This window comes from Nonomuraea sp. NPDC050643, from assembly GCF_040654715.1.
In the GTDB taxonomy this organism is placed as follows: domain Bacteria; phylum Actinomycetota; class Actinomycetes; order Streptosporangiales; family Streptosporangiaceae; genus Nonomuraea.
Genome location: NZ_JBFAIM010000052.1, coordinates 75,490 through 99,473, shown reverse-complemented (window position 1 = coordinate 99,473; position 23,984 = coordinate 75,490). Strand labels below are relative to the sequence as shown.

The window sequence follows — 23,984 nt, the reverse complement described above, 5'->3', positions numbered from 1 at the left end:
TCTTGCGCTGCCATATCATGTCGAGGGAGATTACCCCTTCTAGCTGCAAATTGGCTGAGAGGCGACTGCGAACCGGCCACCGGTCAAACGCGGGACGAACCGCCCACCGTGGCGAGGTGCGCCCTGCGGCCGAGGCGCTGCGCGGGCACCTCGATCAGCCGGTACGTCAGCCCGCTGAGCGCCAGGATGCCCGTCGTGGCCAGCGCCACGACGAGGACCTGGACCGGCGGGGGAGCGGTACGCAGGTCTCCCGCCAGCGCCGTGAGCACCTTCAGCAGCGGCACGTGCGTCAGGTAGAGCGAATAGCTGACCACCCCCAGCCATGCCAGGACCCCCGGCACCCGCCACCGCCGCCGCAGCGCCATGACCCCGGCGAACGTCACGGCCGCCATCGTCAGCGTGGTGATCCACACGTCCGGCTGCACCCACCACCATCCGGCCTGCGGCGCCCGCACCGGGGCCATGGCCACGAGGACGGCGGCGGGCACGACCGGCCAGAGCCGGCCGGTGCCCTGCTCCCACCGGCTGACGGCGTTGCCGATGAACAGCACCGCCAGGATGGCCGCGCCGAACCACGGCGCCCGACTGCTCAGGAACAGCAGGGCGATCGCCCCGGCCCCCAGCGCGCACGTCGCCGGCGCCGCGCCCCGCCCGGTGAACACGCAGGTCAGGCCGATGACGAGGGCCGCGGCCGACACCCAGACGAGCGCGCCGCCCGGAAGCGGCGGCCCGGACAGCAGCAGCCCGGCCACCACGGCGCCCGCGGCGAACAGCACGGCCGCCAGGGCGCCGCGCGTGTGCTGGCCGGCCGCGTACATGGCGGCGCACACCAGGTAGAAGACCATCTCGTACGCGAGCGTCCACATCGGGTCCACCAGCGTGGCCACGCCGACCACGTCGGTCAGCATGGTCGCGTGCGCCGCGACCGCGGACAGGTCCCGGGGCACCTCGCCGCGCACCGGGATCCACCAGGCCAGCGCGAGGGTCAGGACGATGACCGCGAGATAGAGCGGATACAGGCGGAACGCCCGGGAGATCCAGAACGCCCGCAGATCGCCCCGCCGCTCCAGCGAGGCCGGAATGATGTAGCCACTGACCAGGAAGAACACCATCACGCCGTAGATACCGAGATTGCACCAGTAGGGGCGCAAGGCCGGCATGGCGACCTGGAGCAGATGCTCGGCGAGCACCGCGACCGCCGCGATCCCCCGCAGCGCGTCCAGCCACGCCATACGAGCGGACGGCTGCGGAGCGCTAGATAAGAGGGGCGGCATACGGTCAAACCTAGCGAAAATCCGTCAATTCACGAAAGCGGCCACGGCCGTCAGCCATGGATCGGGCTGGTCCACGTGCGCCATGTGGCCCGCCTCCTCCAGGATCACCGCCGTGGCCGACGGGATCAGCGCCGCCGCCTCCTCGGCCAGGGCCGCCGGCGGCCGGGGCGGTGCGGGCGACGAACAGGTCGACGGCCGGAGCGCTCGAAACGCGGACCAGCTCCTCGGAGATCGGCGCCGTTCAGTGTCCCACCACTCCGGGCGCCGGGATCACGGTCAGGACAAGCCAGCCACGCGCTTCGCCGCTTCTTCATCGCGGGCCGGAAATACCTGGTCAAGGGCATCGCGACCACCGGACTGCAAGAGCCAGGCACGCCTGCCGGCCTCGAAGCCGGGGAACCGGGGAATTGTCGTACGCTCAAGAAGCACATCGACCCTGGGGAGATCCACTCGGCCTGATCATGACGGCGGAGAGAGGCGGCGATCGCAGCATGAAGGCTCCCGGCGCGGGTCCGGTGCCCGCCGAGCGGCCGCGCGGGGTCGCCGTCCTGCGTCTGCGCGGGCACGACGTGGCCGACTACGTGTGGGAGCCCGACCTGCCGCCGTCCACGTCGCCGCGCCCCTACCTGCATCCGGTACGCACACCGGCCGGCACCACCGTCACCGACGCCGCCCCCGACTCCCACCCGCACCAGTTGGGGATCGGCGTGGCCTTCCCCGACGTCGGCGACCGCAACTTCTGGGGCGGCCGCACGTTCGTGGCCGGGCACGGGCCCGCCTGGCTCGACAACCACGGCACACAGCGGCACCAGCGGTGGCTACGGCGCACGAGCACGGAGCTGACCCACACCCTGCGGTGGGTCGGCCCGCACGAGACGCCGCTGCTGGCGGAGCGGCGCACGATCGGCTGCCGGTGGATCAGCGAGACCGCCTGGTCGCTGGCCGTCCAGACCCGGCTCACCAACGCCACCGGCGAGCCGCTGCCGATCCGCAGCCCCGCCGCGCTCGGCCGGGCCGGCGCCGGCTACGGCGGCATCTTCTGGCGCGGCCCCGCCGTGACCGGCGGCGCCCGCGTGCTCAGCCCGTCCGGCGCCGGCGTCGGCCACGTGCACGGCGAGACCACCCCATGGGTCGCCGTCACCGGCACCGATGCCGGCACCGGCGTGGGCGCCGGCTCCTGGACGGTGGTGTTCACGCCGGGCGACAAGGCCACCGCGCAGGACAGGTGGTTCGTCCGCGCCCGCGACTACCTGGGCGTCGGCTCGTCGCCCGCCTGGGACGAGCCGCTGGTCCTGGCTCCGGGCGAGACGATCGCCAGGCACGTCGTCCTCGTGATCGCCGACGGCGTCCTCACCTCCGGGACGGCCGCCGAGCTCGCCGACATCGCCCGGCCGGCACCATGACGCCACACGTACGACCGAGCCAGCCCCGGCAGCCGCAGGAGCCCGTCCGCCAGGAAAACCTGCGCACGCTCAACCTCGAGCTCGTCTTCCGCCACATCGTGGCCGCCGCGGGCCCCATCTCCCGCACCGAGCTGGCCGCCGTCACGGGCCTGACCAGGCCGACCATCACGCGCATCGCCGAGGAGCTGCTGGCCGGGCAGCTCATCACCGAGGCCGGCCTGACCCACAGCGGGCGCGCGGGCCGTCCCCGCGTCGGCCTCACCCTGTCCGAGAAGGGCCCCGCCGGGCTCGGCCTCGACATCCGCGCCGACGGGCTGGCGGCGTGCGTCGTCGATCTCACGGGCACCGTCCGCCACCTGGCGTTCGCCCCGTCCGCCTACTCCGGCCGGGGCGCCCCCGACGTGCTGGGCCACCTGGCCGGCATGGCCGGCGCGGCGATCGAGGCCATTGCCGCGGAAGACCTCACCGTCGTCACCGCCACCCTCGCCGTCCCCGGCCCGGTCTCCGGCGGCGTGGTGCGGTCCGCGCCCGCGCTCGGCTGGCGCAACGTCGACGCCGGCGCGCTGCTGCGCGCCGCCACCCGGCACCTCGACCTGCCCATCACCGTCGAGAACGAGGCCAACCTCGCCGCCCTCGGCGAGCTCTACGCCGGCGGCAACAGCCTCGACAGCTTCGTCTACGTCTCCGGCGGCCTCGGCATCGGCGCCGGCATCGTCCTGGACGGCCACCTCATGCGCGGGGCCCGCGGCTGGAGCGGCGAGCTGGGCCACGTCACCGTCCACCCCGACGGCAAGCCCTGCCCCTGCGGCTCGCGCGGGTGCCTGCAGACGTACGCCAGCCTCGCGGCCATCCTCGACGACGAGCCCGCACCCCGGGCCGCCACCCCCGAGGCCGCCATCACCGCCCGGGCCGAAGCGGGCACGCCCGCCACGCTGGCCGCGCTCGACAGCGCCGGCACCGCGCTGGGCGTCGCCCTGTCCGGCATGCTCAACATCCTCGACATCGACACCGTCCTGCTCGGCGGCAGCTTCTCCCTGCTGGCGTCCTGGCTCACCATGAACGCCAAGGCCGAGCTCGACCAGCGCGTCCTCACGGCGGCGTGGGCGCCCGTCACCATCCGCCCCGCCCTGCTCGGCCCGGACGCCGCCGTCATTGGCGCCGCCCTGACCTCGATCGACCAGATCAGGCAGCACCCGACCGCCTGGCTCACCCGGCAGGTGACCGTCTGAGCATTGCCCGATATACCCCCGGCCGGTATCGTGCGGTAACGGGAGGTGGCGGCATGGGCGCGGTCGAGGGGTTCGCCGAGGACGGTTACGAGGCGGTGCGCGAGGTCTTCCAGCGGCTGGTGGACGACGGCCTGGAGACGGGCGCGGGGGTGTCGGTCTGGCGGGACGGCCGCGAGGTCGTCCGGCTGGACGGCGGCTGGATGGACGCCGGGCGGCGGCGCCCCTGGCACGCCGGCACCCTGGTCCAGCCCTACTCCCTGTCGAAGTCGTTCGCGACGCTGGCCGCGCTGGTGGCGGTGCGCGACGGGGCGCTGGACCTGGACGAGCCGATCGCCGCGCGCTGGCCCGCGTACGGGGTCAACGGCAAGGAGCGCACCACGCTGCGCCAGGTGCTCACCCACCGGGCGGGCCAGCCGCGCTTCCCGGCCGAGGCCGCCGGGCTCGACCTGCTGGACGACGCCGGGCTGCGGGAGAGCCTGGTGCGCGCGGCGCCCGAATACGTTCCCGGGTCGTCGCTGGGGGAGCACGCGCTGACGTACGGGCACCTGATCGACGGCATCCTGCGCGCGAGCGCCGGCACCACGCTGGGCGAGGTGTTCAACGGCGTGGTCCGGCCCGCGCTGGGCCTGGACGCCTGGTTCGGCGTCCCGGACGGCGACCTGGACCGCGTCGCCGACCTCGAGTACGCCGACCCCGACTGGCCCCGCCTGCTGCACGCGGCACCCTGGCTGCGCATCCCCGACGGGACCCTCGACGTCGAGCGGGCCAACTCCAGGGCCTGGCGGCAGTCGGTCTTCGGCGCGGTCAACCTGCACACCACCGCCACCGCCATGGCCGCGTTCTTCTCCCGGCTGACCAGCGCGGACGGCCCCGTGCACGCGCTGCTCGGGCCCCGGCTGCACGCCGACCTCCTCGCCGCCCAGGTGACGGACTTCGACGAGGTCTTCGGCACCCGGATCACCTGGACGCTGGGCTTCGTCCGCGACCACGGCAAGATCGCCAAGGGCGGTATCGGCGGGTCGGCCGCCTGGTGGTCGCGCGAGCATCACCACGCCTGCGCCTACCTCACCCGCCGCCTCGACGACCACTCCCGCGCCGCGCGGATCGCCGCCGCCCTGGGCGACGACCTGTCCGTGGTGGGCGAGGACTGAACCCTGGCGCGGGGCTCACGCCGTCCGTCGGGGCGCCGCGTACCTCATCCACGGGTCGCGGGCCGGTCGTCGGTCCAGCCGATGGCCTCGTACGAGGTGGAGTGGCGGAGCTCGACCGCGCGGCCGTCCGCGAGCGCGGCCGGGGCCGTCGTCTCCTCCGCCAGCGGCAGCCCGGTACGGGGATCGACCACGAACCGGACCTCCGTCATCTGACCGGGACTCGCCTCCACCTCGTAGCTGAGCGCCTGGCCGCGGCGGCCCAGCGGATCGGTCACCTCGCCGTCGGCCCGCATGCCCGGCAGGGTGGCGAGCAGCCGGTACGCCCCGGCCCGCACGTCGGGCGCGACGGCCAGCCCGCGCAGGATCTGCATGCAGGCCTCGCGCAGCCGCGGCTCGAGGTCGCCCGAAACGGACTCCGCCGTGATGCGCCCCTCCAGGTAGGCACGCAGCTCGTCGGGGCCGCTGGGAATGTGGGCGAGTTCCGCCCAGGGCATCGCCTGCTTCAGCAGCGTGCCGCCCGAGCCCCGCCACCCGCCCGTCAGCTTGGTGGCCTCAGGCGCGTCCGGGGCGGTCTTCACCTTCTCGTCCGAGGTGGCGTTCAGGCCGGAGACGTCCGTCGGATACCGCCAGCTCGACGGCGAACCCGCCGCCCGCCAGGCCGTCTCGTCCTGCGGGGTCGCGGGCGTGGTGCCCAGCTCGCGGCTGATCCGCCAGCCCTGGCCGCCGGGGCGCCGGGCCAGCCACTGCTCCTCCGACAGGCCGCGCTCGAGAACGTAGGCGCGGCCGGGCTCGACCATCGTCGACCGGATCACCTTCCGGACCCGCCAGTAGTCGCCCTCGGTGGGCGCGGTGGCGATGGCGTCGGCGGCGGCCAGCAGGATCGGGCGGGCGGCGGGGCGGGCGATCGCGGTCTGGGAGATCTCGGGGCGTTGCGCGTTCGGCAGGACGACGGTGGTGGTCACCACGAGCACGGCCCCCGCGGCCAGCGCCCCACCGGCGAGGGCGACCGCCAGCCGGCCGCGCCCGCGCCGCCGCCGGGCGGGCCCGGGCTCAGGCGGCGCGCCGTCGTGACGCGCAGCGGCTTCCACCAGCCGGACGGGCCGCGCGCCGTTGCGGCGAAGCGCGGCTTGGGACGGCGCAGCGTGTTGCGCGGGCTGGGGGAATCCGGAGGGTCGCGTGGTCTGAGGCAGCCCGGTGGGCCGCGCGGTCCGGGGGGGAGCCGGGGGTTGCGCGGGCCGGGGTGGGTGGGGAGTGGCCGCGTGTAGTTCGGCCAGCAGGCGGGCGCGGCCGTTGGCGATCATGTCCGACGTCGGGCCGGGGCCGGCGAGCAGGTCGCGTACGACGTCCTCCACGTCGTTCCAGCGCCGGTCGTTCAGTTCACTCATTGGCTTCTCCGATCGTGGGGTTGACGCCGCCCAGGGCCGCGCGCAGCTTTCCGCGTACCCGGTTGAGCCGGGAGCCGACGGTGCCGAAGGGGATGTCGAGGGTCTGGGCGATCTCCTCGTGGCTGAGACCGGCCAGCGCGACCAGGAGCAGGACGTCGCGGTCGCCGTCCGGGAGCCGTCCCAGCTCGGCGGCGAGCAGCCCCCGCAGGCCCGCGGCCGTGACCCAGGCCGTCACCCGGTCCTCGTGCCCCGGATCGGCCGTGGTCCCCGACGTGGCCGAGGCCCGTTGCAGCAGCTCCAGCCTGCGGATCTCGCTCCTGCGGTGGTGCCCGATGAGGTTGGTGACGATCCCGAAGAGCCAGCCCCGCACCGTGCCCCGGCCGGGGTCGAAGGTCTCCCGCTTGCGGAAGGCCACGAGAAACGTCTCGGCCGCCACGTCGTCGGCGACCTGCGTGCCGATGCGCCCGGCCACGTAGCGGTAGATGTCGCCGAAGTGGCGGTCGTACAGCTCGGCGAACGAGTCGGGATGCTGCCACGACCGTTCGATGAGTTCGGCGTCGTCGAACAACGCCGGCATGTCGGGGGGAGCGGCCATCCGCATGATGTCCCTTCTTTCCGGTACACCATTACTCCGTGAAAGCGCCGATTCGCTTTCACGGAGCGCGGGGGACGCCGTCAGGCCGTGCGGGCCTCCAGCAGGCGGACGATCTCGGCGTGGCCGGTGCCGAGCATCGACCCCGAGCGGAGGTCGCCGTCCGCGTCGTGCACCTCGGCGACGACGCGCACATCGCCGCCTTGTGACTCCTCGCGGCGCAGGGAGATCCGCGACCCCTGCGGGGCGTACTCGGCGGCCTGCGCCCGCAGCTCAGCCTCGATGTCCGCGCCGGCGTAGCGCCGGGCGTGGTCGACCGGCCGCCGGCCCTCGTCGTCGGCCGCGGCCGGGTCGGCGCCGTGCTCGAGCAGCGTCCTGACGACGGCCGTCGCGCCGAACCCGGCGGCCTGGGAGAGCGCGGTGCCCCCGGAGGCGTTGCGGACGCCGGGATCGGCGCCCCGGTCGAGCAGGGCCCGCACCGTGGCCAGGTGCTCGTTGGCGGTGGCCCAGTGCAGGGCCGTCATCGCGGACCGCGGCACATCCTCCCGCTGGTCGGGATCGGCGCCGGCGTCGAGCAGCGCGGTCACCGCGTCGAGGTGCCCCCAGCACGCGGCGCCGCACAGGGGCAGCCCGTCGCTGTCGCCGCCGCTCTCCCTCCCGGGGTCGGCGCCGGCCGCCAGCAACAGCCGCACCATGCCGGCGTCGCCTCGGACGGCGGCGCGATAGAGGGCCGTGCCGCCGTCCTCGTCGGGCTCGTCGGGCGGCAGGCCGCCGTCCAGCAGTCGTCTGACCTCGTCGGTCTCTCCGGTCGCCGCCGCGGACACGAGCTCGCTTCCCGTCATGCGGGCCAGTCTCGTACAGAGCGGACGCGGTGATCCACCGCTTTTCCGCACTACAGCCGGTCGCCGCCCCGCTCCGCCCGCGCGACGGCGCCGGCCCCGGCCGCCACGCTCTGGCTGTGCACCTGCCCCCGGCCGGTCACGAAGATGCCGTTGTTCAGGATGGTCGTGCGGTGTTCCCGCAGATCGCTCACGTCCACGTGGTGCTCGACCAGGAAGTCGGTGAGGGTGTTCATGACGCGCTGCTCGGCGGCCTTGACGTACATCTCCTTGTCGAGCCGCTGGAAGTAGCGGTGGTAGCGGGTGTCGGCGGCGTGTTCGCGCAGGCTGTACGCCGCCCCGTAGTTGTAGGTGCCGCCCTCGACGTCGTGCTTGCGACCTCGGTCGCGTGGCGCGAACAGCGCCTTCCTGGCGTGGGGCAGCGCGAGGAACGGGGCCCCGACGGCACGTCCGGCGGCGGACACGGCGATCCGGGCCAGTTGCTCCGTCGCCGAGCAGTTGAACAGCCTGTCGATCGCGTGGTAGCCGTCGCGCAGCGGCGGCAGGAGCGAACAGCTCGCCTCGACGAACAACAGGCCCTTCTCGGCGAGGAGCGCGAATCGCAGGAAGATCGAGATGACCATGTCGCCCTCCCAGCCCGTCACCGTGGCCGTGAGATAGGGGCGGGCGCGGGTCAGCGGATCGTCGCGCAGGTCGCGGAGGAAGCGCTCGCTCACCCGGGACACGGGCGGGGCCAGGGCCTCGGGCAGCAGGACGCTCCGGAGGTCGGGCTCGCCGTCGTGGCGCAGGTCGAGCCCGTTGACGAAGAGCCGGTCCTCGACGGTGAGGCCGGGCAGGCCGAGGTCGCGGAGCCCGGCGGCCACCCGATCGTGGAGATCCCCCGCCGTGAACGGGACGACCTGCTCACCCTCCTCCGCCCTGGCCACGTTCATGGTGAACGACCAGCTGCTGATGGTGGCGCCATATCCGATGAATGGCGAGTAGCCCGCGAACACCGTGATATTTCCGGTGTCACGATCGGCGATGTCGGTGAGCCGCTCGCGCATCTCCGGCGAATTCGGGAGTGGCGCTTCGGCGGGGTCGTAGAAGTCGCGGGTCAGATGCGGAAAAACGATCATCTGGCAGGCGCCGTACATTTCCAGAAAAACCACGAGCCAGGTGAGAAGGATCGGCGCCGGGAGAAGATGATAGGCCCGGGAGAACAATATCCCCACGAACAGCGCGATGGGCACGGCCAGGGCGGCGTCCCGCACGGTCTGCCGTTTCTGCCCGACCAGGGCGTATTTCAGCACGGTGGCCAGATCGACGCCGGGGGAGTGTGCGACGGCCCGGAAACGATTGTGAAGAATGGCCGGAATGACCGAATCGCGTACGCGGGAGTCCAGCAGCACGGCTATGCAGAGACGGCGTGTCACTTCCGTGGCGGCGGGGCCGGCGCGCCGCCCGCAGTCTTCGCACGCGGCGGTATCGGGTGGGTTTTTCTGGTCGCAGGTGGTGCAGCTCATTCGCCCGCCCCCTTTACGTCGCCGCCTTTGCCGTCCGACATTATCGCGACTTTAATCGGGTGGTCACTCGCCCAGGGGGAATCCGGTCAGGCCCACGACCCGGGGAGCGTCCCCGCGACATGAACATGAGATCTCCAGCTTGAATGGCGGCGGTTTCGAGCGGATCCTAATCACTGAGTCCGATCATCCCTACGTCGGCGCCGGGTGGCCACCGGTGCACGGCTTCGGCCATGAGCACCCCTGCGCCCACCTCGGCAGCCGCCCGACAGCTGTGGAGGATGCGAATGACCAAGCCGATCACGTTACCGGCCGGCTCCGCACCATGACCGCGACGGCCCCGCGCACGGCCGCGCGCGAAGGAGAACGTATGAGAACGGGAGTTTGGCTGATCGGCGCCCGCGGATCGGTCGCCGTCACGAGCGTGATCGGCGCGCTCGCCGTCCGGGCGGGCCTGGCCGCGCCGACCGGGTGCGTCCTGGAGTCGCCCGGCCTGCGCGACCGCGTCCGGCCCGGCATCGGCGACCTGGTCTTCGGCGGGCACGACGTCACCTGCATCCCCCTGGACAAGAAGGCCGCCGCACTGGCCGAGGCGGGCGTCGTGCCGCTCCCGCTCGCCAAGGCGGCGCACGGCGAGTTGCGCGACATCGAGCAGGACGTACGACCGTTGCCCGCCGCCGCCACCCAGGCCGCGACGGCCGACGCCATGGGCGCCGACATCGACCGCTTCCGCCGCCGCCACGACCTCGGCCAGGTTGTCGTCATCAACGTCTCGACCACCGAACCCGCCCCCGCGCGGCACCCCGCGCACGACGACCTGGACGCCCTGCGGGCCGCGCTGGCCGGTCCCGAACCCGTGCTGCCGCCCAGCGCACTGGCCGCGTACGCCGCGTTGCGGGCCGGCTGCCCGTACGTCGACTTCACCCCCTCGACCGGTGCCCGCCTGCCGGCGCTCGACGCGCTCGCCCGCGAGCAAGGGCTGCCCTACGCCGGGCACGACGGCAAGACGGGGGAGACCCTGGTCAAGTCGGTGCTCGCGCCGATGTTCGCCCAGCGCAACCTGAAGATCCGCACGTGGTCCGGCATCAACCTGCTCGGCGGCGGCGACGGCGCCAACCTCGCGCAGCCCGGCGCCAACGCCGCCAAGGCCGCCAGCAAGCAGCGCGTGCTGGCCGAGACCCTCGGTTACGTGCCGCAGGGCGAGACCCGCATCGACTACCTGGAGGACATCGGCGACTTCAAGACCGCCTGGGACCTGGTCACGTTCGAGGGCTTCCTCGGCACACCCATGCGCATGGAGTTCACCTGGCACGGCTGCGACTCCGCGCTGGCCGCGCCCCTGATCCTCGACCTCGCCCGGCTGACCGCCGCCGCCCACCGCGCCGGACGCACCGGCCCGCTGACCGAGCTGGCCTTCTTCTTCAAGGATCCCCTCGGGCAGGTCCCGCACGGGCTGGCCGAGCAGTGGCAGGCCCTGCTCGCCCTCGTCGCCGCCCTCGGCACGGGGGAGACCTCAGGGGAGAAGCCGTGACCCCGTGCCGGGGAAGCGCCCCGCACGAGGCCCACCGATGAAGATGCGGGACCTGGCCGAACTCGTACGCGCGCCGGCCGCGCTCTCCGTGCCCGGCGACGTGATCGCGGGAGCCGCCGCCGCGCGGGCGCTCGGAGGGCGTACCCCGGGCCTGGTCTGCTCGTCCGTCTGCCTGTACTGGGCCGGCATGGCCGCCAACGACTGGGCCGACCGCCGTCTCGACGCCGTCGAGCGCCCCGAGCGGCCCATCCCCTCCGGGCGGGTGCCGCCGGGCCAGGCGCTGGCCGTGGCCGCCGGGCTCACCGTCGCGGGGGTCGCCGCAGCGGGGCTCACCGGTGGCCGCCGTGCCCTGGCCGTGGCCGTGCCGCTGGCGGCCTCGGTGTGGACGTACGACCTGGTCGCCAAGAACACCTCCGCCGGACCGCTGGTGATGGCCCTGTGCCGGGGTCTCGACGTGCTGCTGGGCGCCACCTCCGCTCCCGGCGCCGCCCTGCCTGCGGCCCTGCCCGCCGCCCTGCCCGCCGCTCTCACCGTCGCCGCCCACACCTACCTGCTCACCGTCCTGTCGCGTGGGGAGGTGACCGGCGCCGGGCGCGGCCGTCCCGGCACCACCCTGGCCGGCACCCTCGCCCTGGCCGCCGCCACCGCCGCGGGCGGCCGCCCCCTCACCGCCGCCCTCGCCCTCTGGTACGCCGCCCGCTTCGGCTCCCCCCAGGCCCGCGCCGTCGCCGACCCGTCGGCGGCCCGCGTCCGCGACGCCGTCACGGCCGGGATCGTCAGCCTGCCCGCGCTCCAAGCCGCCCTCACCGCGCGGGCCGGCGCGCCACGCACCGGTCTCGCCCTCGCCGCGGCGGTCCCGCCGGCCCGCCGCCTGGCCAGAAAGCTGTCACCGACATGATCCGACTCGGCTACGGCACCAACGGCTTCGCCAACCACCGGCTCACCGACGCGCTCGACATCATCGCCGGCCTCGGCTACGAAGGGGTCGCCCTCACCCTCGACCACCACCACCTCGACCCCTACGGCGGCGGCCTGGCCCGGCGGGTGGCCGCGGTGGCCGACCACCTGCGCACGCTCGGCCTGGCCGTGGTCGTCGAGACCGGCGCCCGCTACCTGCTCGACCCGCGCCGCAAGCACGCCCCCACGCTGCTCGACGACGACCGCGACCGGCGGATCGACTTCCTGTGCCGGGCCGTCGCCATCGGGCGCGACCTGGGGGCGGAGGCGGTGTCGTTCTGGTCCGGCGTGCGCCCGGCCCACGTCGATCAGGACCACGCCTGGGAGCGGCTCGTGGACGGCTGCGCCCGGGTGCTGGAGACGGCGGACGGCCTGCCGCTGGGGTTCGAGCCTGAGCCCGGCATGCTCGTCGGCACGATTGCCGGCTGGCGGAGGCTGCGCCGGGCGCTCGGCGCGCCCGACGGGTTCGGCCTCACCCTGGACCTCGGCCACTGCCGCTGCAACGAGCCGGACCCGGTGCCCGACTGCGTGGCCGCCGTCGCGGAGCACCTGGTCAACGTACAGATCGACGACATGCGGCGGGGCACGCACGAGCACCTGGAGTTCGGCGAAGGGGAGATCGACTTCCCACCGGTGCTGCGCGCGCTCACCGCGTCCGGCTACCGGGGCCTGGTCGCGGTCGAGCTGCCCCGCCACTCCCACGCGGCCCCGGACGTCGCCGCCCGCTCCCTGTCCTTCCTCCACGCCGCAGCGGCCACGCCGGCACCTGTGGCGGCCGTGCCCGAACCCGAGCCCGTGCCCGCGTCCGCGGGGGGTGCCGCGTGACGCCGGCCGGGCGGTTGCGGGCCGCGCTCGCCGACGCCCCGCACTGGCCGTGGCTGGAGAGCGCGCTGGGCGAGCCCGGCACGATCGCGCGCTCGTTCGCCGCCGCCGGACGGCGGACCGGCCGGGCCCCGCTGCCCGCCGCGCCCGGCTGGACGGCCGACGAGGCGGCGCGGGCGCTGCTGCTGGCCGCCCTCCCGCCCGACCGCCTGCCCGCCGAACTCCCCGACCTCTACCGGTACGGCGACGCCGACGAGAAACGCGCCGTGCTCAAGGCCCTGCCCCTGCTCCCCATCGGCACGGAGGCCGTCCCCCTCCTGCGCGACGCCATCCGCACCAATGACGCCCGCCTGCTGGCCGCCGCCGTCGGCCCCTACTCCCGCCACCTCGACCAGCCCGCCTGGCGGCAGGCGGTGCTCAAGTGCGTGTTCATGGGCGTGCCACTGGCCGAGGTGGACCGGCTCGGCGAGCGGGCCGACGCCGAGCTGACCGCCATGCTGGCCGCGTACGCCGACGAGCTCGCCGCCGCCGGACGATCCATGCCCGCCGACGCCGCCGCTCTGCTCGACCTTCTCACCCGCGAGGAGACCTGATGCGCATCTTCGACCCCCATATCCACATGACCTCGCGCACCACCGACGACTACGCGCGCATGGCCGCCGCCGGCGTCCTGGCCGTGGTGGAGCCCTCCTTCTGGCTGGGCCAGCCGCGCACCAATCCGGGCTCGTTCACCGACTACTTCGACTCGCTCGTCGGCTGGGAGCCGTACCGCGCCGCGCAGTTCGGCGTCGTCCACCACGCCACGATCGCGCTCAACCCCAAGGAGGCGAACGACCCGCGCTGCCGTCCCGTCCTGGACCTGCTGCCCCGCTACCTGGACAAGGACCGGGTGGTCGCGGTCGGCGAGATCGGCTACGACTCGATGACCCCCGAGGAGGACGACGCGTTCGAGCGGCAGCTCGCCCTGGCCGTCGAGTACGACCTGCCCGCGCTCGTGCACACCCCGCACCGCGACAAGGCCCGCGGCACCCGGCGCACCATGGAGCTGGTGGCCGCCTCCGGCATCGAGCCGGGGCGCGTCGCGGTCGACCATCTCAACGAGGTCACCGTGGAGCTGGTGCACGGCTCCGGCTGCTGGATGGGGTTCTCGATCTACCCGGAGACCAAGATGTCGCCGCCGCGGATGGTCGAGCTGCTGCGCACGTACGGAACCGAGCGGGTGCTGGTCAACTCGGCCGCCGACTGGGGCGTCTCCGACCCGCTGCTCACGCTGGAGACCGGCAACGCGATGCTGGCGGCCGGGTTCGGCGAGGACGACGTGGACCGGGTGCTGTGGCGCAATCCCGTCGAGTTCTACGGCCAGTCCGGACGCCTCGACCTGGGCCCCGCGCCGGCGGGAGAGGCGACGTTCGCCGGCAGCTCCATCAAGCGCGGCGGCTCCTGATGCGGCTGCGTCACTCCTCGGGCACGCGGCTGCACCTGAGCTACTGCACGAACGTGCACCCGGCCGAGGACCTCGACGGCATCGTGGCCCAGTTCGACGCGTACGCGGTCCCCGTACGCGACCGGCTCGGCGCCGGCGTGCTCGGGCTCGGGCTCTGGCTGGCCGCGCCCGTCGCCGCGGCCCTGGCCGCCGACCCCTCGGCGCGCGTCAAGCTCCGCCGCGAGCTGGACGCGCGGGGCCTGGAGGTCGTCACGCTCAACGGCTTCCCCTACCGCTCCTTCCACGACCCGGTCGTCAAACGCGCGGTCTACCACCCCGACTGGACCACCCGCGACCGGCTGACCTACACCCTCGACCTGGCCCGCGTCCTGGCCGACCTGCTGCCGGACGACGCGGCCCGCGGCTCGGTCTCCACACTGCCGCTCGCCTGGCGCGAGCCCTGGGACGACGCCATGGCCGGCGCCGCCGCGCGCCGCCTGGACGAGCTGGCCACCGGCCTGGCCGCCCTCGAGTCGGGCACCGGGCGGGTGGTCCGGGTCGCGTTCGAGCCGGAGCCCGGCTGCGTCGTGGAGAGCACCGAGCAGGCCATCACCCACCTGGCGGGCGTCGACACCGACCGCCTCGGGCTCTGCCTCGACCTGGCCCACCTCGCCTGCGCCTGGGAGCGGCCCGGCGACGCGCTGCGCGCCCTGCGCGAAGCCGGGCTGCCCATCGTCAAGGTCCAGCTCTCGGCCGCCCTGGAGACCGCGGACCCGCCCGCCCTGCACGAGTACGTCGAGCCGCGCTTCCTGCACCAGACCCGCAACCCCGGCGGCGACGCGGCCGACGACCTCGACGAGGCGCTCGGCCGCGCGATGCCCGGCCCGTGGCGGGTCCACTACCACGTGCCGCTGCACGCCGCCCCCGCCGCGCCGCTGGCCACGACCATCCCGGTGCTGCGCGAGGCGCTCAAGGAGCTGGCCGGCGGGCCGGAGCCGTTGTGCGACCACTACGACGTGGAGACGTACACGTGGGGCGTGCTGCCGCCCGCGCTGCGCCCGCGGACGCCCGGGCAGCTCGCCGCGGGCATCGCCGACGAGCTGGACTTCGCCCGTAATGAGCTGCGCGACCTGGGAGTGAGGCCATGAGCAAGCTGCTGGTCCTGGACGTGGTCGGGCTGACCCCGAAACTGCTGGCCCACATGCCCCGCCTGCGCGCCGTCGCCTCCCGGGGCTTCCAGGCCGAGCTCGGCACCGTCCTGCCCGCCGTCACCTGCTCGGTGCAGTCCACGTTCCTGACCGGCCTGCCGCCGTCCGGCCACGGCATCGTGGGCAACGGCTGGTACTTCCGCGACCTCGGCGAGGTCATGCTGTGGCGCCAGCACAACGCGCTCGTCTGCGGCGAGAAGCTGTGGCACGCGGCCGGGCCCGGCTTCACGGTGGCCAACGTCTGCTGGTGGTACGCCATGGGCGCCGACGTCGACTGGACCGTCACCCCGAGGCCGATCTACCGCGCCGACGGCCGAAAGGACCCCGACTGCTACACCCACCCGCCCGGCCTGCACGCCGAGCTGGACCCGTTCCCCCTGTTCACGTACTGGGGGCCGGGCGCGGGCATCGCCTCCTCGCGGTGGATCGCCCGCGCCACCGAGCACATCATGGCCACCCGCGACCCCGACCTCACCCTGGCCTACCTGCCGCACCTCGACTACGACCTGCAGCGTTACGGCCCCTCCGACCCGCGCGCCGCCCAGGCCGCCGCCGAGCTCGACACCGTCCTGGGGCCCCTGCTGGACGCGGCCGGGGACAGGACCGTGGTGGCGCTGTCGGAGTACGGCATCACCGACGTCCGCCGCCCCGTCGACGTCAACCGCGCCCTGCGGGCCGAAGGCTTCCTGCGCGTGCACACCCAGGACGGCATGGAGTACCTGGACCCGTGGACCTCGCGCGCCTTCGCCGTCGCCGACCACCAGATCGCCCACGTCTACGTCCGCGAACCCGCCGACGTGGCCGCCGTCGCCGAACTCTGCGCGTCCGTCCCGGGCGTCGCCACGGTGCTCGACCACGACGGCAAGGCCGCGCACGGCCTCGGCCACCCGCGCTCGGGCGAGCTGGTCCTGCTGGCCGAGCCGGACGCCTGGTTCACCTACTACTACTGGCTCGACGACGCCCGCGCCCCCGACTTCGCCCGCCTCGTCGAGATCCACCGCAAGCCCGGCTACGACCCCGCCGAGCTCTTCTTCGACCCGGCCGCCCCCGGCGCGGCCCGGCGCCGGGCCGCGGTGGCGCTGCTGCGCAAGAAGCTCGGCATGCGCTACCTCATGAGCGTCGTCGGTCTCGACGCCGGGGCCCGCGCCGTCCGGGGCTCCCACGGGCTGCTGCCCGCCGACCCCTCCGACGGCCCCGTCCTGCTCTGCTCCGACGCCTCCATGGCCCGCGAGCGGGTCGAGGCCGTGGAGGTCAAGGACCTGCTGCTCCGTCTCGCGCGAGCGAACAGCAGTCGATTGTCACGTTAAGTGATGATCAGGCCGGCCGCCACGAAGTCACAGGTGCGTAGAGCGTTTTTGAGGGGAGGAGACATGCCTGCACGAGTCTTGTGAGCCGGAGGTGGGGTCGTGGCGGGAGAAGGGACGACGATGCGGGTCGGGGCCGAGGAGGAGTTCCACGTCGTGGACCTGATCACCCGCCGGCTGGCGGCGCGCGCCGACCAGGTGCTCGAAGGGTTGCCGCCCGAGCGGTTCACGGACGAGTTGCAACGTTCGATGGTGGAGACCAACAGTGTGCCCTGCCTGACCCTGGAGGAGCTGGCCCGCGACCTGTGCGGGATGCGCCGCCGGCTCCTGCGGCAGGCCGACGACGTGGGGCTGGGGATCAACGCGGCGGGCAGTTCGCCCCTCGTGGACATGGACGAGCTGCGGGTGTCGCCGGAGCCCCGCTACGAGCGGATGCTCGACGACTACCAGCAGCTCACCAGGGAGCAGCTCATCTGCGGAACCCACGTGCACGTCGAGGTGGAGGACCGGGACCTGGCCGTCGCCGTCGCGCATCGCCTGACGCCGTGGCTGCCGCCGCTGCTGGCGCTGTCGGCCAGCTCGCCGTTCTGGGACGGTGCCGACACGGGCTACGCCAGCTACCGCACGCTCGTGTGGTCACGCTGGCCCACGGCCGGCCCGATGGCCCAGTACGACTCCGCCGCCGAGTACGAGGAGATGGTCAGGGAGCTGATCCGGTCGGAGGTGATCAGCGACCCGGGGATGCTCTACTTCGACATCCGGCCCTCGGACCACGTGCCCACGGTCGAGATGCGCATCTGCGACTCCAACCCGCGCGTGGAGGACGTCGTGCTGATCGCCGGGCTGTTCCGCGCGCTGGTGACCAGGGAGCTGGAGGCCCTGCGCCAAGGGGTCGAGCGGGAGGTGCACCTGGAGGCCGTACGGGCCGCGACGTGGCAGGCGGCGCGCTCCGGGCTGGAGGGCGACCTGATCGACCCGGTGGGCGGCGTGCCCCGGCCCGCGCCCGTCGTGATCGGGCGGCTGGTGGACGGCCTGCGGCCCCAACTGGAGGAGTCGGGGGACTGGGATCTGGTCTCCGGCCTGGCCAAGGAGTCCCTGGCCAAGGGCAGCTCCGCGGAGCGCCAGCGCCGCGCGTTCGCGCACCGGGGGCGGCTGAGCGACGTGGTGGACCTGCTGCTGGCCGAGACGCGGGCCTGCGACTGGGACCGGCCGGCGGACGACTCGCCGTCGTACCGATCCGCCGCGTCCTGAGGGCCGGCCTCCCATGACGCGCAGACTGCTCGCGATAGCGAACCCGGCCGCGGGCGGCGACGACGACGGCACCCGCGATACGGTGCTCCGCACGCTCGGCGGCGAGGCCGACGTGGTGATCCGCGTCGTCGAGGACCCGGACGACCTCGACCGGGCCCTGGACGAGCATCCCGATCACGACCCCGTCGCCCTCGGCGGCGACGGCACCCTGCACCGGGTGGTCGAGGCGCTGGTCGCCCGCGGCGAGACGGCCCGGCCGGTCGGCGTGATCCCGATGGGCACCGGGAACGACCTGGCCCGCACGCTCGGCATCCCGCTCGATCCCCACGAGGCCGCGCTGGTCGTGCTGCGGGGCGCCGAACGGCCGCTGGACCTGCTCGTGGACGACCAGGGCGGCATCGTGCTGAACGCCGTGCACGTCGGCGTCGGCGCGATGGCCTCGCAGGAGGCGGTCCCGCTCAAACCGGCCCTGCGCAAGGCCGCCTACGCGGTCGGCGCCCTGCTCGCGGGCGTCCGCAGCAAGGGGTGGCGGCTGCGGGTGCGCGTGGACGACCGGCTCGTCGCCGACGGGCGCGTCCTCATGGTGGGCGTCGGCAACGGCCGGTCGATCGGCGGCGGCACCCCGCTCGCGCCCGGCGCGCGGCCCGATGACGGCGTGGCCGACGTCGTCATCTCCTACGCCGTCTCGCCCTGGGCCCGCCTGGCCTACGGGGTGCTGCTGCGGCTCGGCCGGCACCGCGAACGCCACGACGTCGTCACCCTGCGGGCCCGCTCGATCGTCATCGAGGGCGAGCCGGTGCCCGCCAACGCCGACGGAGAGCTGATGCCGCCCGCGTCCCGCCACGCCTGGACGGTGCGCCCCGCGGCCTGGCGCGTCATCGCGCCTCCCGATGGATGACCGTGGATGACCGTGGATGACCTTGGTGTCATCCCAGCTCACACGGGGTACGGGCCCGGAGGGCGGAGCACGCGCGACGACCGCGCCAAGGTCCTGAAGCCGTAGCCCCGGGAGGCACACGATGGTCGTTCACCACCTGAACGACGTCGTCGCCGCCGACCTGGGCGCGGCGCGGTCGCAGATGGCCCTGTCGCTCGGCTGGCACATCGTCCTCGCCTGCCTCGGGGTGGGGATGCCGACCCTCACCCTGCTCGCCGAGTGGCGGGGCCACCGCACCGGCGACAAGCACTACCAGTTGCTGGCCCGCCGCTGGGCCAAGGCGCTGGGTGTGCTGTTCGCCGTCGGCGCGGTCTCCGGCACCATCCTGTCCTTCGAGATGGGCCTGTTGTGGCCGGGCCTGATGGGCGTCTACGGCGAGGTCATCGGCCTGCCGTTCGCGCTGGAGGGCATCGCGTTCTTCATCGAGGCCATCTTCCTGGGCATCTACCTGTACGCCTGGGACCGCCTGCCCCCGGTCGCGCACCTGCTGTGCCGGGATCCCGATCGTGCTGGCCGGCGTGGCCAGCGCGTTCTTCGTCGTCACCGCCAACGCGTGGATGCAGCATCCCACCGGCTTCGACGTCGAGAACGGCCGCGTCGTCGCCGTCGATCCGTGGGCGGCGATGTTCAACCCGGCCACGCCGCCGCAGACCGTCCACATGATCCTGGCCGCGTTCATGGTGGCCGGGTTCGGCATGGCGAGCGTCTACGCGGTCGCCATGCTGCGCGGCCGGCGCGACCGCTACCACCGCCTCGGCCTGCTGCTGCCGCTGACCGTCGCCGCCGTCATCACGCCGGTGCAGATCGGTGTGGGCGACTGGGCCGCGCACTTCGTGGCCGAGCACCAGCCGGTCAAGCTGGCCGCCATGGAAGGGGTCTTCGAGACCGCGCGCGGCGTCCCGCTCCACATCGGCGGCATCGCCGTGGACGGCGAGCTGAAGTACGCGCTGGAGATCCCCGACGGCCTGTCCCTGCTGGCCCACTGGAACCCGGACGCCGAGATCCGCGGACTGAACGAGGTGCCGCCCGCCGACCGGCCGCCCGTCAACGTCGTGCACTGGGCGTTCCAGATCATGGTGGGCATGGGCTTCGCCCTGCTGTTCCTCGCGTTCTGGCTGGCGCTGTCGTGGTGGCGGCGGCGCGACCTGCCGAGCTCGCCGTGGTTCCTGCGCGCGGCGGCGCTGTCGGGCGTGGCCGCCGTGCTGGCGCTGGAGTCCGGCTGGGTGGTCACCGAGGTCGGCCGCCAGCCGTGGATCGTGTTCGGCGTCATGCGCACGTTCGAGGCGGTCAACCCGGCGCCCGGCCTGGTCTGGGGGTTCGTCCTGGTGGCCGCGGTCTACGTGGTGCTCACCGTGGCCACCGTCTACGTGCTGCGCCGCCTGGCCCGCCACATCCCCGTGCCGATCGCGCCGCAGGAGCGCGACGTCACCGACTACAAGGTCGTCTGACCATGCCGCTGCCGGAGATCATGCTGGCCGTCCTGTGGGTGGGGCTCAGCGCGTACGTGCTGTTCGGCGGAGCGGACTTCGGCGGCGGCGTCTGGGACCTGCTCGCCGGCCGGGCCGAGCCGGGAAGGCGGCAGCGGGCGCTGGTCGAGCACAGCATCGGCCCGATCTGGGAGGCCAACCACGTCTGGCTCATCTTCGTCATCGTGCTGATGTGGACCGGCATCCCGCCGGTGTTCGCCGCCGTCGCCTCCACCCTCTACATCCCGCTCACCCTGGCCGCGCTGGGCATCATCGGGCGCGGCGCGGCGTTCGCCTTCCGCAAGGTCTCCACCGAGCCGTGGCAGCGCCGCCTGTTCGGCGCCACGTTCGCCTTCTCGTCGGTGGCGACCCCGTTCTTCCTGGGCACGCTGGCCGGCGCCATCGCCTCGGGGCGGGTGCCGCCCGGGATCGCCCGCGGCGACCTGGTCGGGAGCTGGGTCAACCCGACGTCGCTGGTGGCCGGCGCGCTGGCCGTGGGCACCGCGGCGTACCTGGCCGCCGTCTTCCTGGCCCGTGACGCGCAGCGCGGCGGCGCGGACGACCTGGCCGAGGGCTTCCGCCGGCGGGCGCTGGGCTGCGGGGCCGTCGTCGGGGCGCTGTCGGCGGCGGGACTGCTCGTTCTGCGAGCCGACGCGCCCGGCCTGTTCGCCGAGCTGACCTCCGGGGGCGCGCTGCCGTTCCTGGTGCTGTCCGTGGTGGCGGGGCTGGCCTCGCTGGCGCTCATGTGGCGGCGCGCGTACCTGGCCGTGCGCATCACCGCCGCGCTCGCCGTGCTCGGCCTGCTGTGGGGCTGGGGCGTGGGCCAGTACCCGGTCCTGCTGCCCGGCGTCCCCCTGGCCGAGGCCACCGCCACCGGCTCCGTCCTGGCCGCCACCCTCGGCGCCCTGGCCGTCGGCGCGCTCCTGCTCCTCCCGTCGCTCTGGCTCCTGTACGCCGTGTTCCAGCGGGAACGCCGCTGATCCCCCGGCCTCACATCCCTTGGACGCGTAGAAAAGGGAAAAATCCGGGCGAGAAAGATCTCGCCGGCCTTGAGGTTCTCCCATCCCCTCACGGGGAGCGGTTGAACGGAGGCGAAGATGCGGGAACGGCGTCACGTCGAGGGCCTGCTGCGCGTGCTGCGCCGCGGCGGGGGCGGGACCCTGCTGGTGGACGGCGAACCGGGATCCGGCAAGAGCCGGCTGCTCGGCGAGGCCGTCGCCGCGGCCTCCGCGCGCGGGCTGGCCGTGATCCACGGCGGCGTGGCGGAGCTGGGCGAGCCCGTGCCGTGTGACCTGCTGCTCGATGCCCTGCACGCGAGCCCTGAGCGGGAGGGCGATCCCCTCGGCTCGCGGGCGCGGCTGCTGGACCGGCTGACGGCGGCCTTCGAGGAGCGGGCCGGGGAGCCGGTGCTGGTCGCGCTCGACGATCTGCAGCGGGCGGACCCGGCCACGCTGACGACCCTGCGCGCGGTGCACGAGCGGCTGCGCGACCGGCCGGCCGGCTGGTTGCTGAGCCGTTCCACCGTGCCCAGGGAGAGCCCGGCCACCCTCCTGTTCGACCTGCTGGAACGCCATGGGGCCGAGCGGATGGCGCTCGCGCCCCTCACGCCGGACGCCGTCCGGGCGATGGTCGCGGACGCGCTCGGCAGAGCGCCGTCCGGCGCGACACGGGCCCTGGTGGACGGCGCGGGCGGGAACCCGCTGCTGATCGCCGAGCTGCTGGCCGGCCTGCGCGACGGGGAGCCCGCCGCCGGCGAGCTGCTCCCACCTCGGTTGCGGGCGGTGGTGCGGGGCTGGCTCGACGCCCTCGGCACGGAGGCCAGGGGCCTGGTGGAGACGGTCGCCGTCCTGGGCGGGACGGTGTCACTGGAGCAGGCCGCGTCGCTGCTCGGCAGCACCCCGGCCGCGCTGCTGCCCGCGATCGAGGAGAGCGCGGGCGCGGGCCTTCTCCACGTGACCGCGCAAGGGCTCGCCTGCCGGCACGCGCTGGTCGCCGACGTCGTCGCCGCCGGGGTGCCGGCCCTGGTCCGGCGCACTCTCACCGGCCAGCTCGGCCTGCTGAAGGCGGCGGAGCCGGCGGCCGCCCTCCTCCTGCCCGGTCCCGCGACCGAGGCCATGGACGCGGTGATCGCCGAGGGCCGGCTGGCGGAGGCCGAGCAGACGGTCAGGCGGCGGCTGGCCGCCGAGCACGGCTCCGCGCACGGTTCCGTCTACGGTACGGCGGAGCTGCGCTCCCTGCTGGCCGACATCCTGTACCTGACCGGCCGGGGCGACGAGGCCGTGCGCGAGGCCGAGACCGTGCTGGCCGTCCCCGGGCTGCCGCACCACGTCCGTGACCGGGCGACCCTCGTCCGCCTGTACGTGGTGACCCGCCTGGGCGGCGGCGTACCCGCGCGGATCTTCGCGCAGGAGGTGATCGGCGCGCACTCACGCCACGGCCCGGCCGCCGTGGCGGCGGCGCTGACCGCCCTGGCCGTGGCCGAATGGGAGGAGGGCAGGCTCTCCGACGCGCTGGCGCTCGCCGCCGAGGCCGAACGCCTGGCCGGCACGGAGGAGCCGGGGTGGCGTCGCCACGAGCCACGGCTGGCCGCCGCCGCCATGCTCATCGACGCGCGCCGCGCCGACGAGGCGCAGGCGGTGCTCCAGCGGGCGCATGACGCCATGTTCGCCCACAACGACCTGGCCTGGGCCGCCGACCTGTCGGCCCTTCGGGCGCGGGCCGAGTTCGTCGCGGGACGGCCGGCCGGCGCGGCGCGGGAGGCGGAGCGCGCCCTGGACCTGGCCGGCGCCCTGCACACCCCACTGTCCGCCCCGGCCGCCGCCGCCCTGCTCGCCGCCGTGGCGCTGCGGCGCGGCGAACTCCTGGAAGCGTCCCGGCACATCGCCGGCCCGGCCGAGGGCTCGGTCGAGGCGTGTGCCTGGCACGCCATGGTGTCGGTTCTGGTCAGGGAGGCTCGTGACGGTCCGGAGGGTGCGCCGGACCTGCTCGCGGAGGTGCCCCGTGACGGGCGGGGCGCGTCGGTGCTGCGGCCGGTCCCCACCGTGAGCCCGTGGCTGGTCCGGCTCGCCCTCCGCGCCGGGGACCGCCGAGGCGCCGAGGCCGTCGTCGCCGGGGCGGAGGCGCTCAGCCAGGCCAACCCGGAGTTCCCGGCGCAGGCCGCGTCCGCCGCGCACGCCCGGGGGCTGCTCGACGGCGACCGCGAGGCGCTGGCCAGGGCCGCCGACCAGGCCGCGGACCCGTGGTCGCGGGCGTCGGCCCTGGAGGACCTGGCGATGGCGCTGGACGCCGCCGGAGAACGCGGGCGGGCGGCCGGCGGCCTCGACCGCGCCCTGACGATCTACCAGGACGCCGGCTCCGCCAGGGACGCGGCCCGCGTCAGGCAGCGGCTGCGCGGCATGGGAGTACGCCACCGCCACTGGCACTACGCCGACCGCCCGGAGTCCGGCTGGGAGAGCCTCACGGAGACCGAGCACACCGTGATCTCGCTGGTCGTGGCCGGCCACACCAACAAGCAGGTCGCCGAGCAGATGTTCATCAGCGTGCACACGGTCTCCTTCCACCTGCGACAGATCTACCGGAAGCTGGGCATCAACTCCCGGATGGAGCTCGCGCGGCTCGCGGTGGCCAGAGACAGGGCCGGAGACGGTGCGGGGGACAGCGCCGATCGCCCGAACGGCGGGAGGTCATGACTACACGGGTGGGGGATGTGG

General features: G+C 74.3%; 20 protein-coding genes and 1 pseudogene. 16 read left to right on the top strand and 5 right to left on the bottom strand.

What is annotated here, in order from left to right; genetic code table 11:
- Positions 1-83 precede the first annotated feature (83 nt).
- On the bottom strand, positions 84-1,232 hold the full coding sequence (locus AB0I15_RS46535; RefSeq protein WP_358111698.1) for an acyltransferase: 1,149 nt from the start codon (positions 1,230-1,232) through the stop codon (positions 84-86).
- Positions 1,233-1,735: 503 nt separating this feature from the next.
- On the opposite strand from AB0I15_RS46535, the gene AB0I15_RS46530 reads away from it, so the two are divergent.
- The 3 genes from AB0I15_RS46530 to AB0I15_RS46520 are packed head-to-tail and all read left to right on the top strand — an operon-like array spanning position 1,736 to position 5,057.
- A complete protein-coding gene (locus tag AB0I15_RS46530; protein WP_358111696.1) occupies positions 1,736-2,677 on the top strand; it encodes a PmoA family protein in 942 nt (313 codons plus the stop codon).
- Positions 2,674-3,906, top strand: a complete 1,233-nt coding sequence (locus AB0I15_RS46525; protein ID WP_358111693.1) for an ROK family transcriptional regulator — start codon at positions 2,674-2,676, stop codon at positions 3,904-3,906. Before AB0I15_RS46530 ends, AB0I15_RS46525 begins: the two co-directional genes overlap by 4 nt.
- A gap of 53 nt (positions 3,907-3,959) precedes the next feature.
- Positions 3,960-5,057: a serine hydrolase domain-containing protein gene (locus AB0I15_RS46520; protein ID WP_358111690.1), complete on the top strand. Its 1,098-nt coding sequence runs from the start codon at positions 3,960-3,962 to the stop codon at positions 5,055-5,057.
- 44 nt (positions 5,058-5,101) lie between these two features.
- Here AB0I15_RS46520 and AB0I15_RS46515 read toward each other — a convergent pair whose 3' ends face one another.
- The 4 genes from AB0I15_RS46515 to AB0I15_RS46500 form a co-directional block, all read right to left on the bottom strand.
- Complete coding sequence (locus AB0I15_RS46515; protein ID WP_358111686.1) at positions 5,102-6,442, bottom strand: CU044_5270 family protein; 1,341 nt, start codon at positions 6,440-6,442, stop codon at positions 5,102-5,104.
- Positions 6,435-7,043: an RNA polymerase sigma factor gene (locus AB0I15_RS46510; protein ID WP_358111684.1), complete on the bottom strand. Its 609-nt coding sequence runs from the start codon at positions 7,041-7,043 to the stop codon at positions 6,435-6,437. Before AB0I15_RS46510 ends, AB0I15_RS46515 begins: the two co-directional genes overlap by 8 nt.
- A gap of 74 nt (positions 7,044-7,117) precedes the next feature.
- Entirely contained in the window at positions 7,118-7,876 is a 759-nt protein-coding gene (locus tag AB0I15_RS46505) for an ankyrin repeat domain-containing protein (protein ID WP_358111681.1), read from the bottom strand.
- 50 nt (positions 7,877-7,926) lie between these two features.
- A complete protein-coding gene (locus AB0I15_RS46500) occupies positions 7,927-9,288 on the bottom strand; it encodes a hypothetical protein (protein ID WP_358111678.1) in 1,362 nt (453 codons plus the stop codon).
- Positions 9,289-9,745: 457 nt separating this feature from the next.
- Between AB0I15_RS46500 and AB0I15_RS46495 the strand changes: the two genes are divergently transcribed.
- The 13 genes and pseudogenes from AB0I15_RS46495 to AB0I15_RS46435 all read left to right on the top strand — a co-directional run bounded on the left by AB0I15_RS46495 (position 9,746) and on the right by AB0I15_RS46435 (position 23,963).
- Positions 9,746-10,906 carry an inositol-3-phosphate synthase gene (locus AB0I15_RS46495; RefSeq protein WP_358111675.1) on the top strand — a complete coding sequence of 387 codons (1,161 nt, stop codon included), beginning with the start codon at positions 9,746-9,748 and terminating at the stop codon, positions 10,904-10,906.
- Between the two features lie 37 nt (positions 10,907-10,943).
- A complete protein-coding gene (locus AB0I15_RS46490; RefSeq protein ID WP_358111672.1) occupies positions 10,944-11,804 on the top strand; it encodes an SCO3242 family prenyltransferase in 861 nt (286 codons plus the stop codon).
- Positions 11,801-12,688 carry a sugar phosphate isomerase/epimerase family protein gene (locus AB0I15_RS46485; RefSeq protein ID WP_358111669.1) on the top strand — a complete coding sequence of 296 codons (888 nt, stop codon included), beginning with the start codon at positions 11,801-11,803 and terminating at the stop codon, positions 12,686-12,688. The genes AB0I15_RS46490 and AB0I15_RS46485 overlap by 4 nt, the downstream gene beginning before the upstream one ends.
- Positions 12,685-13,278 (top strand): EboA domain-containing protein, encoded by a 594-nt coding sequence (locus AB0I15_RS46480; protein ID WP_358111666.1) that lies wholly within the window; start codon positions 12,685-12,687, stop codon positions 13,276-13,278. The genes AB0I15_RS46485 and AB0I15_RS46480 overlap by 4 nt, the downstream gene beginning before the upstream one ends.
- Positions 13,278-14,129 carry a TatD family hydrolase gene (locus AB0I15_RS46475; RefSeq protein ID WP_358111663.1) on the top strand — a complete coding sequence of 284 codons (852 nt, stop codon included), beginning with the start codon at positions 13,278-13,280 and terminating at the stop codon, positions 14,127-14,129. Before AB0I15_RS46480 ends, AB0I15_RS46475 begins: the two co-directional genes overlap by 1 nt.
- On the top strand, positions 14,129-15,256 hold the full coding sequence (eboE, locus tag AB0I15_RS46470; RefSeq protein WP_358111660.1) for a metabolite traffic protein EboE: 1,128 nt from the start codon (positions 14,129-14,131) through the stop codon (positions 15,254-15,256). Before AB0I15_RS46475 ends, eboE begins: the two co-directional genes overlap by 1 nt.
- Positions 15,253-16,623, top strand: coding sequence for a nucleotide pyrophosphatase/phosphodiesterase family protein (locus tag AB0I15_RS46465; RefSeq protein WP_358111657.1), 1,371 nt, complete (start codon positions 15,253-15,255; stop codon positions 16,621-16,623). Before eboE ends, AB0I15_RS46465 begins: the two co-directional genes overlap by 4 nt.
- A gap of 99 nt (positions 16,624-16,722) precedes the next feature.
- On the top strand, positions 16,723-17,871 hold the full coding sequence (locus tag AB0I15_RS46460) for a glutamate--cysteine ligase (RefSeq protein WP_358111654.1): 1,149 nt from the start codon (positions 16,723-16,725) through the stop codon (positions 17,869-17,871).
- A 13-nt stretch (positions 17,872-17,884) separates the two neighbouring features.
- The gene (locus tag AB0I15_RS46455) at positions 17,885-18,769 is read left to right on the top strand and encodes a diacylglycerol kinase family protein (protein ID WP_358111650.1); all 885 of its coding nucleotides are present in this window, start codon (positions 17,885-17,887) and stop codon (positions 18,767-18,769) included.
- 121 nt (positions 18,770-18,890) lie between these two features.
- Positions 18,891-19,241: pseudogene (locus AB0I15_RS46450) on the top strand (cytochrome ubiquinol oxidase subunit I); the annotation flags it as partial.
- An 85-nt stretch (positions 19,242-19,326) separates the two neighbouring features.
- Complete coding sequence (locus tag AB0I15_RS46445; protein ID WP_358111647.1) at positions 19,327-20,256, top strand: cytochrome ubiquinol oxidase subunit I; 930 nt, start codon at positions 19,327-19,329, stop codon at positions 20,254-20,256.
- Positions 20,257-20,258: 2 nt separating this feature from the next.
- Complete coding sequence (locus AB0I15_RS46440; RefSeq protein ID WP_358111724.1) at positions 20,259-21,254, top strand: cytochrome d ubiquinol oxidase subunit II; 996 nt, start codon at positions 20,259-20,261, stop codon at positions 21,252-21,254.
- A 117-nt stretch (positions 21,255-21,371) separates the two neighbouring features.
- Positions 21,372-23,963, top strand: coding sequence for a LuxR C-terminal-related transcriptional regulator (locus AB0I15_RS46435; RefSeq protein ID WP_358111644.1), 2,592 nt, complete (start codon positions 21,372-21,374; stop codon positions 23,961-23,963).
- The last annotated feature ends 21 nt before the right edge of the window (positions 23,964-23,984 follow it).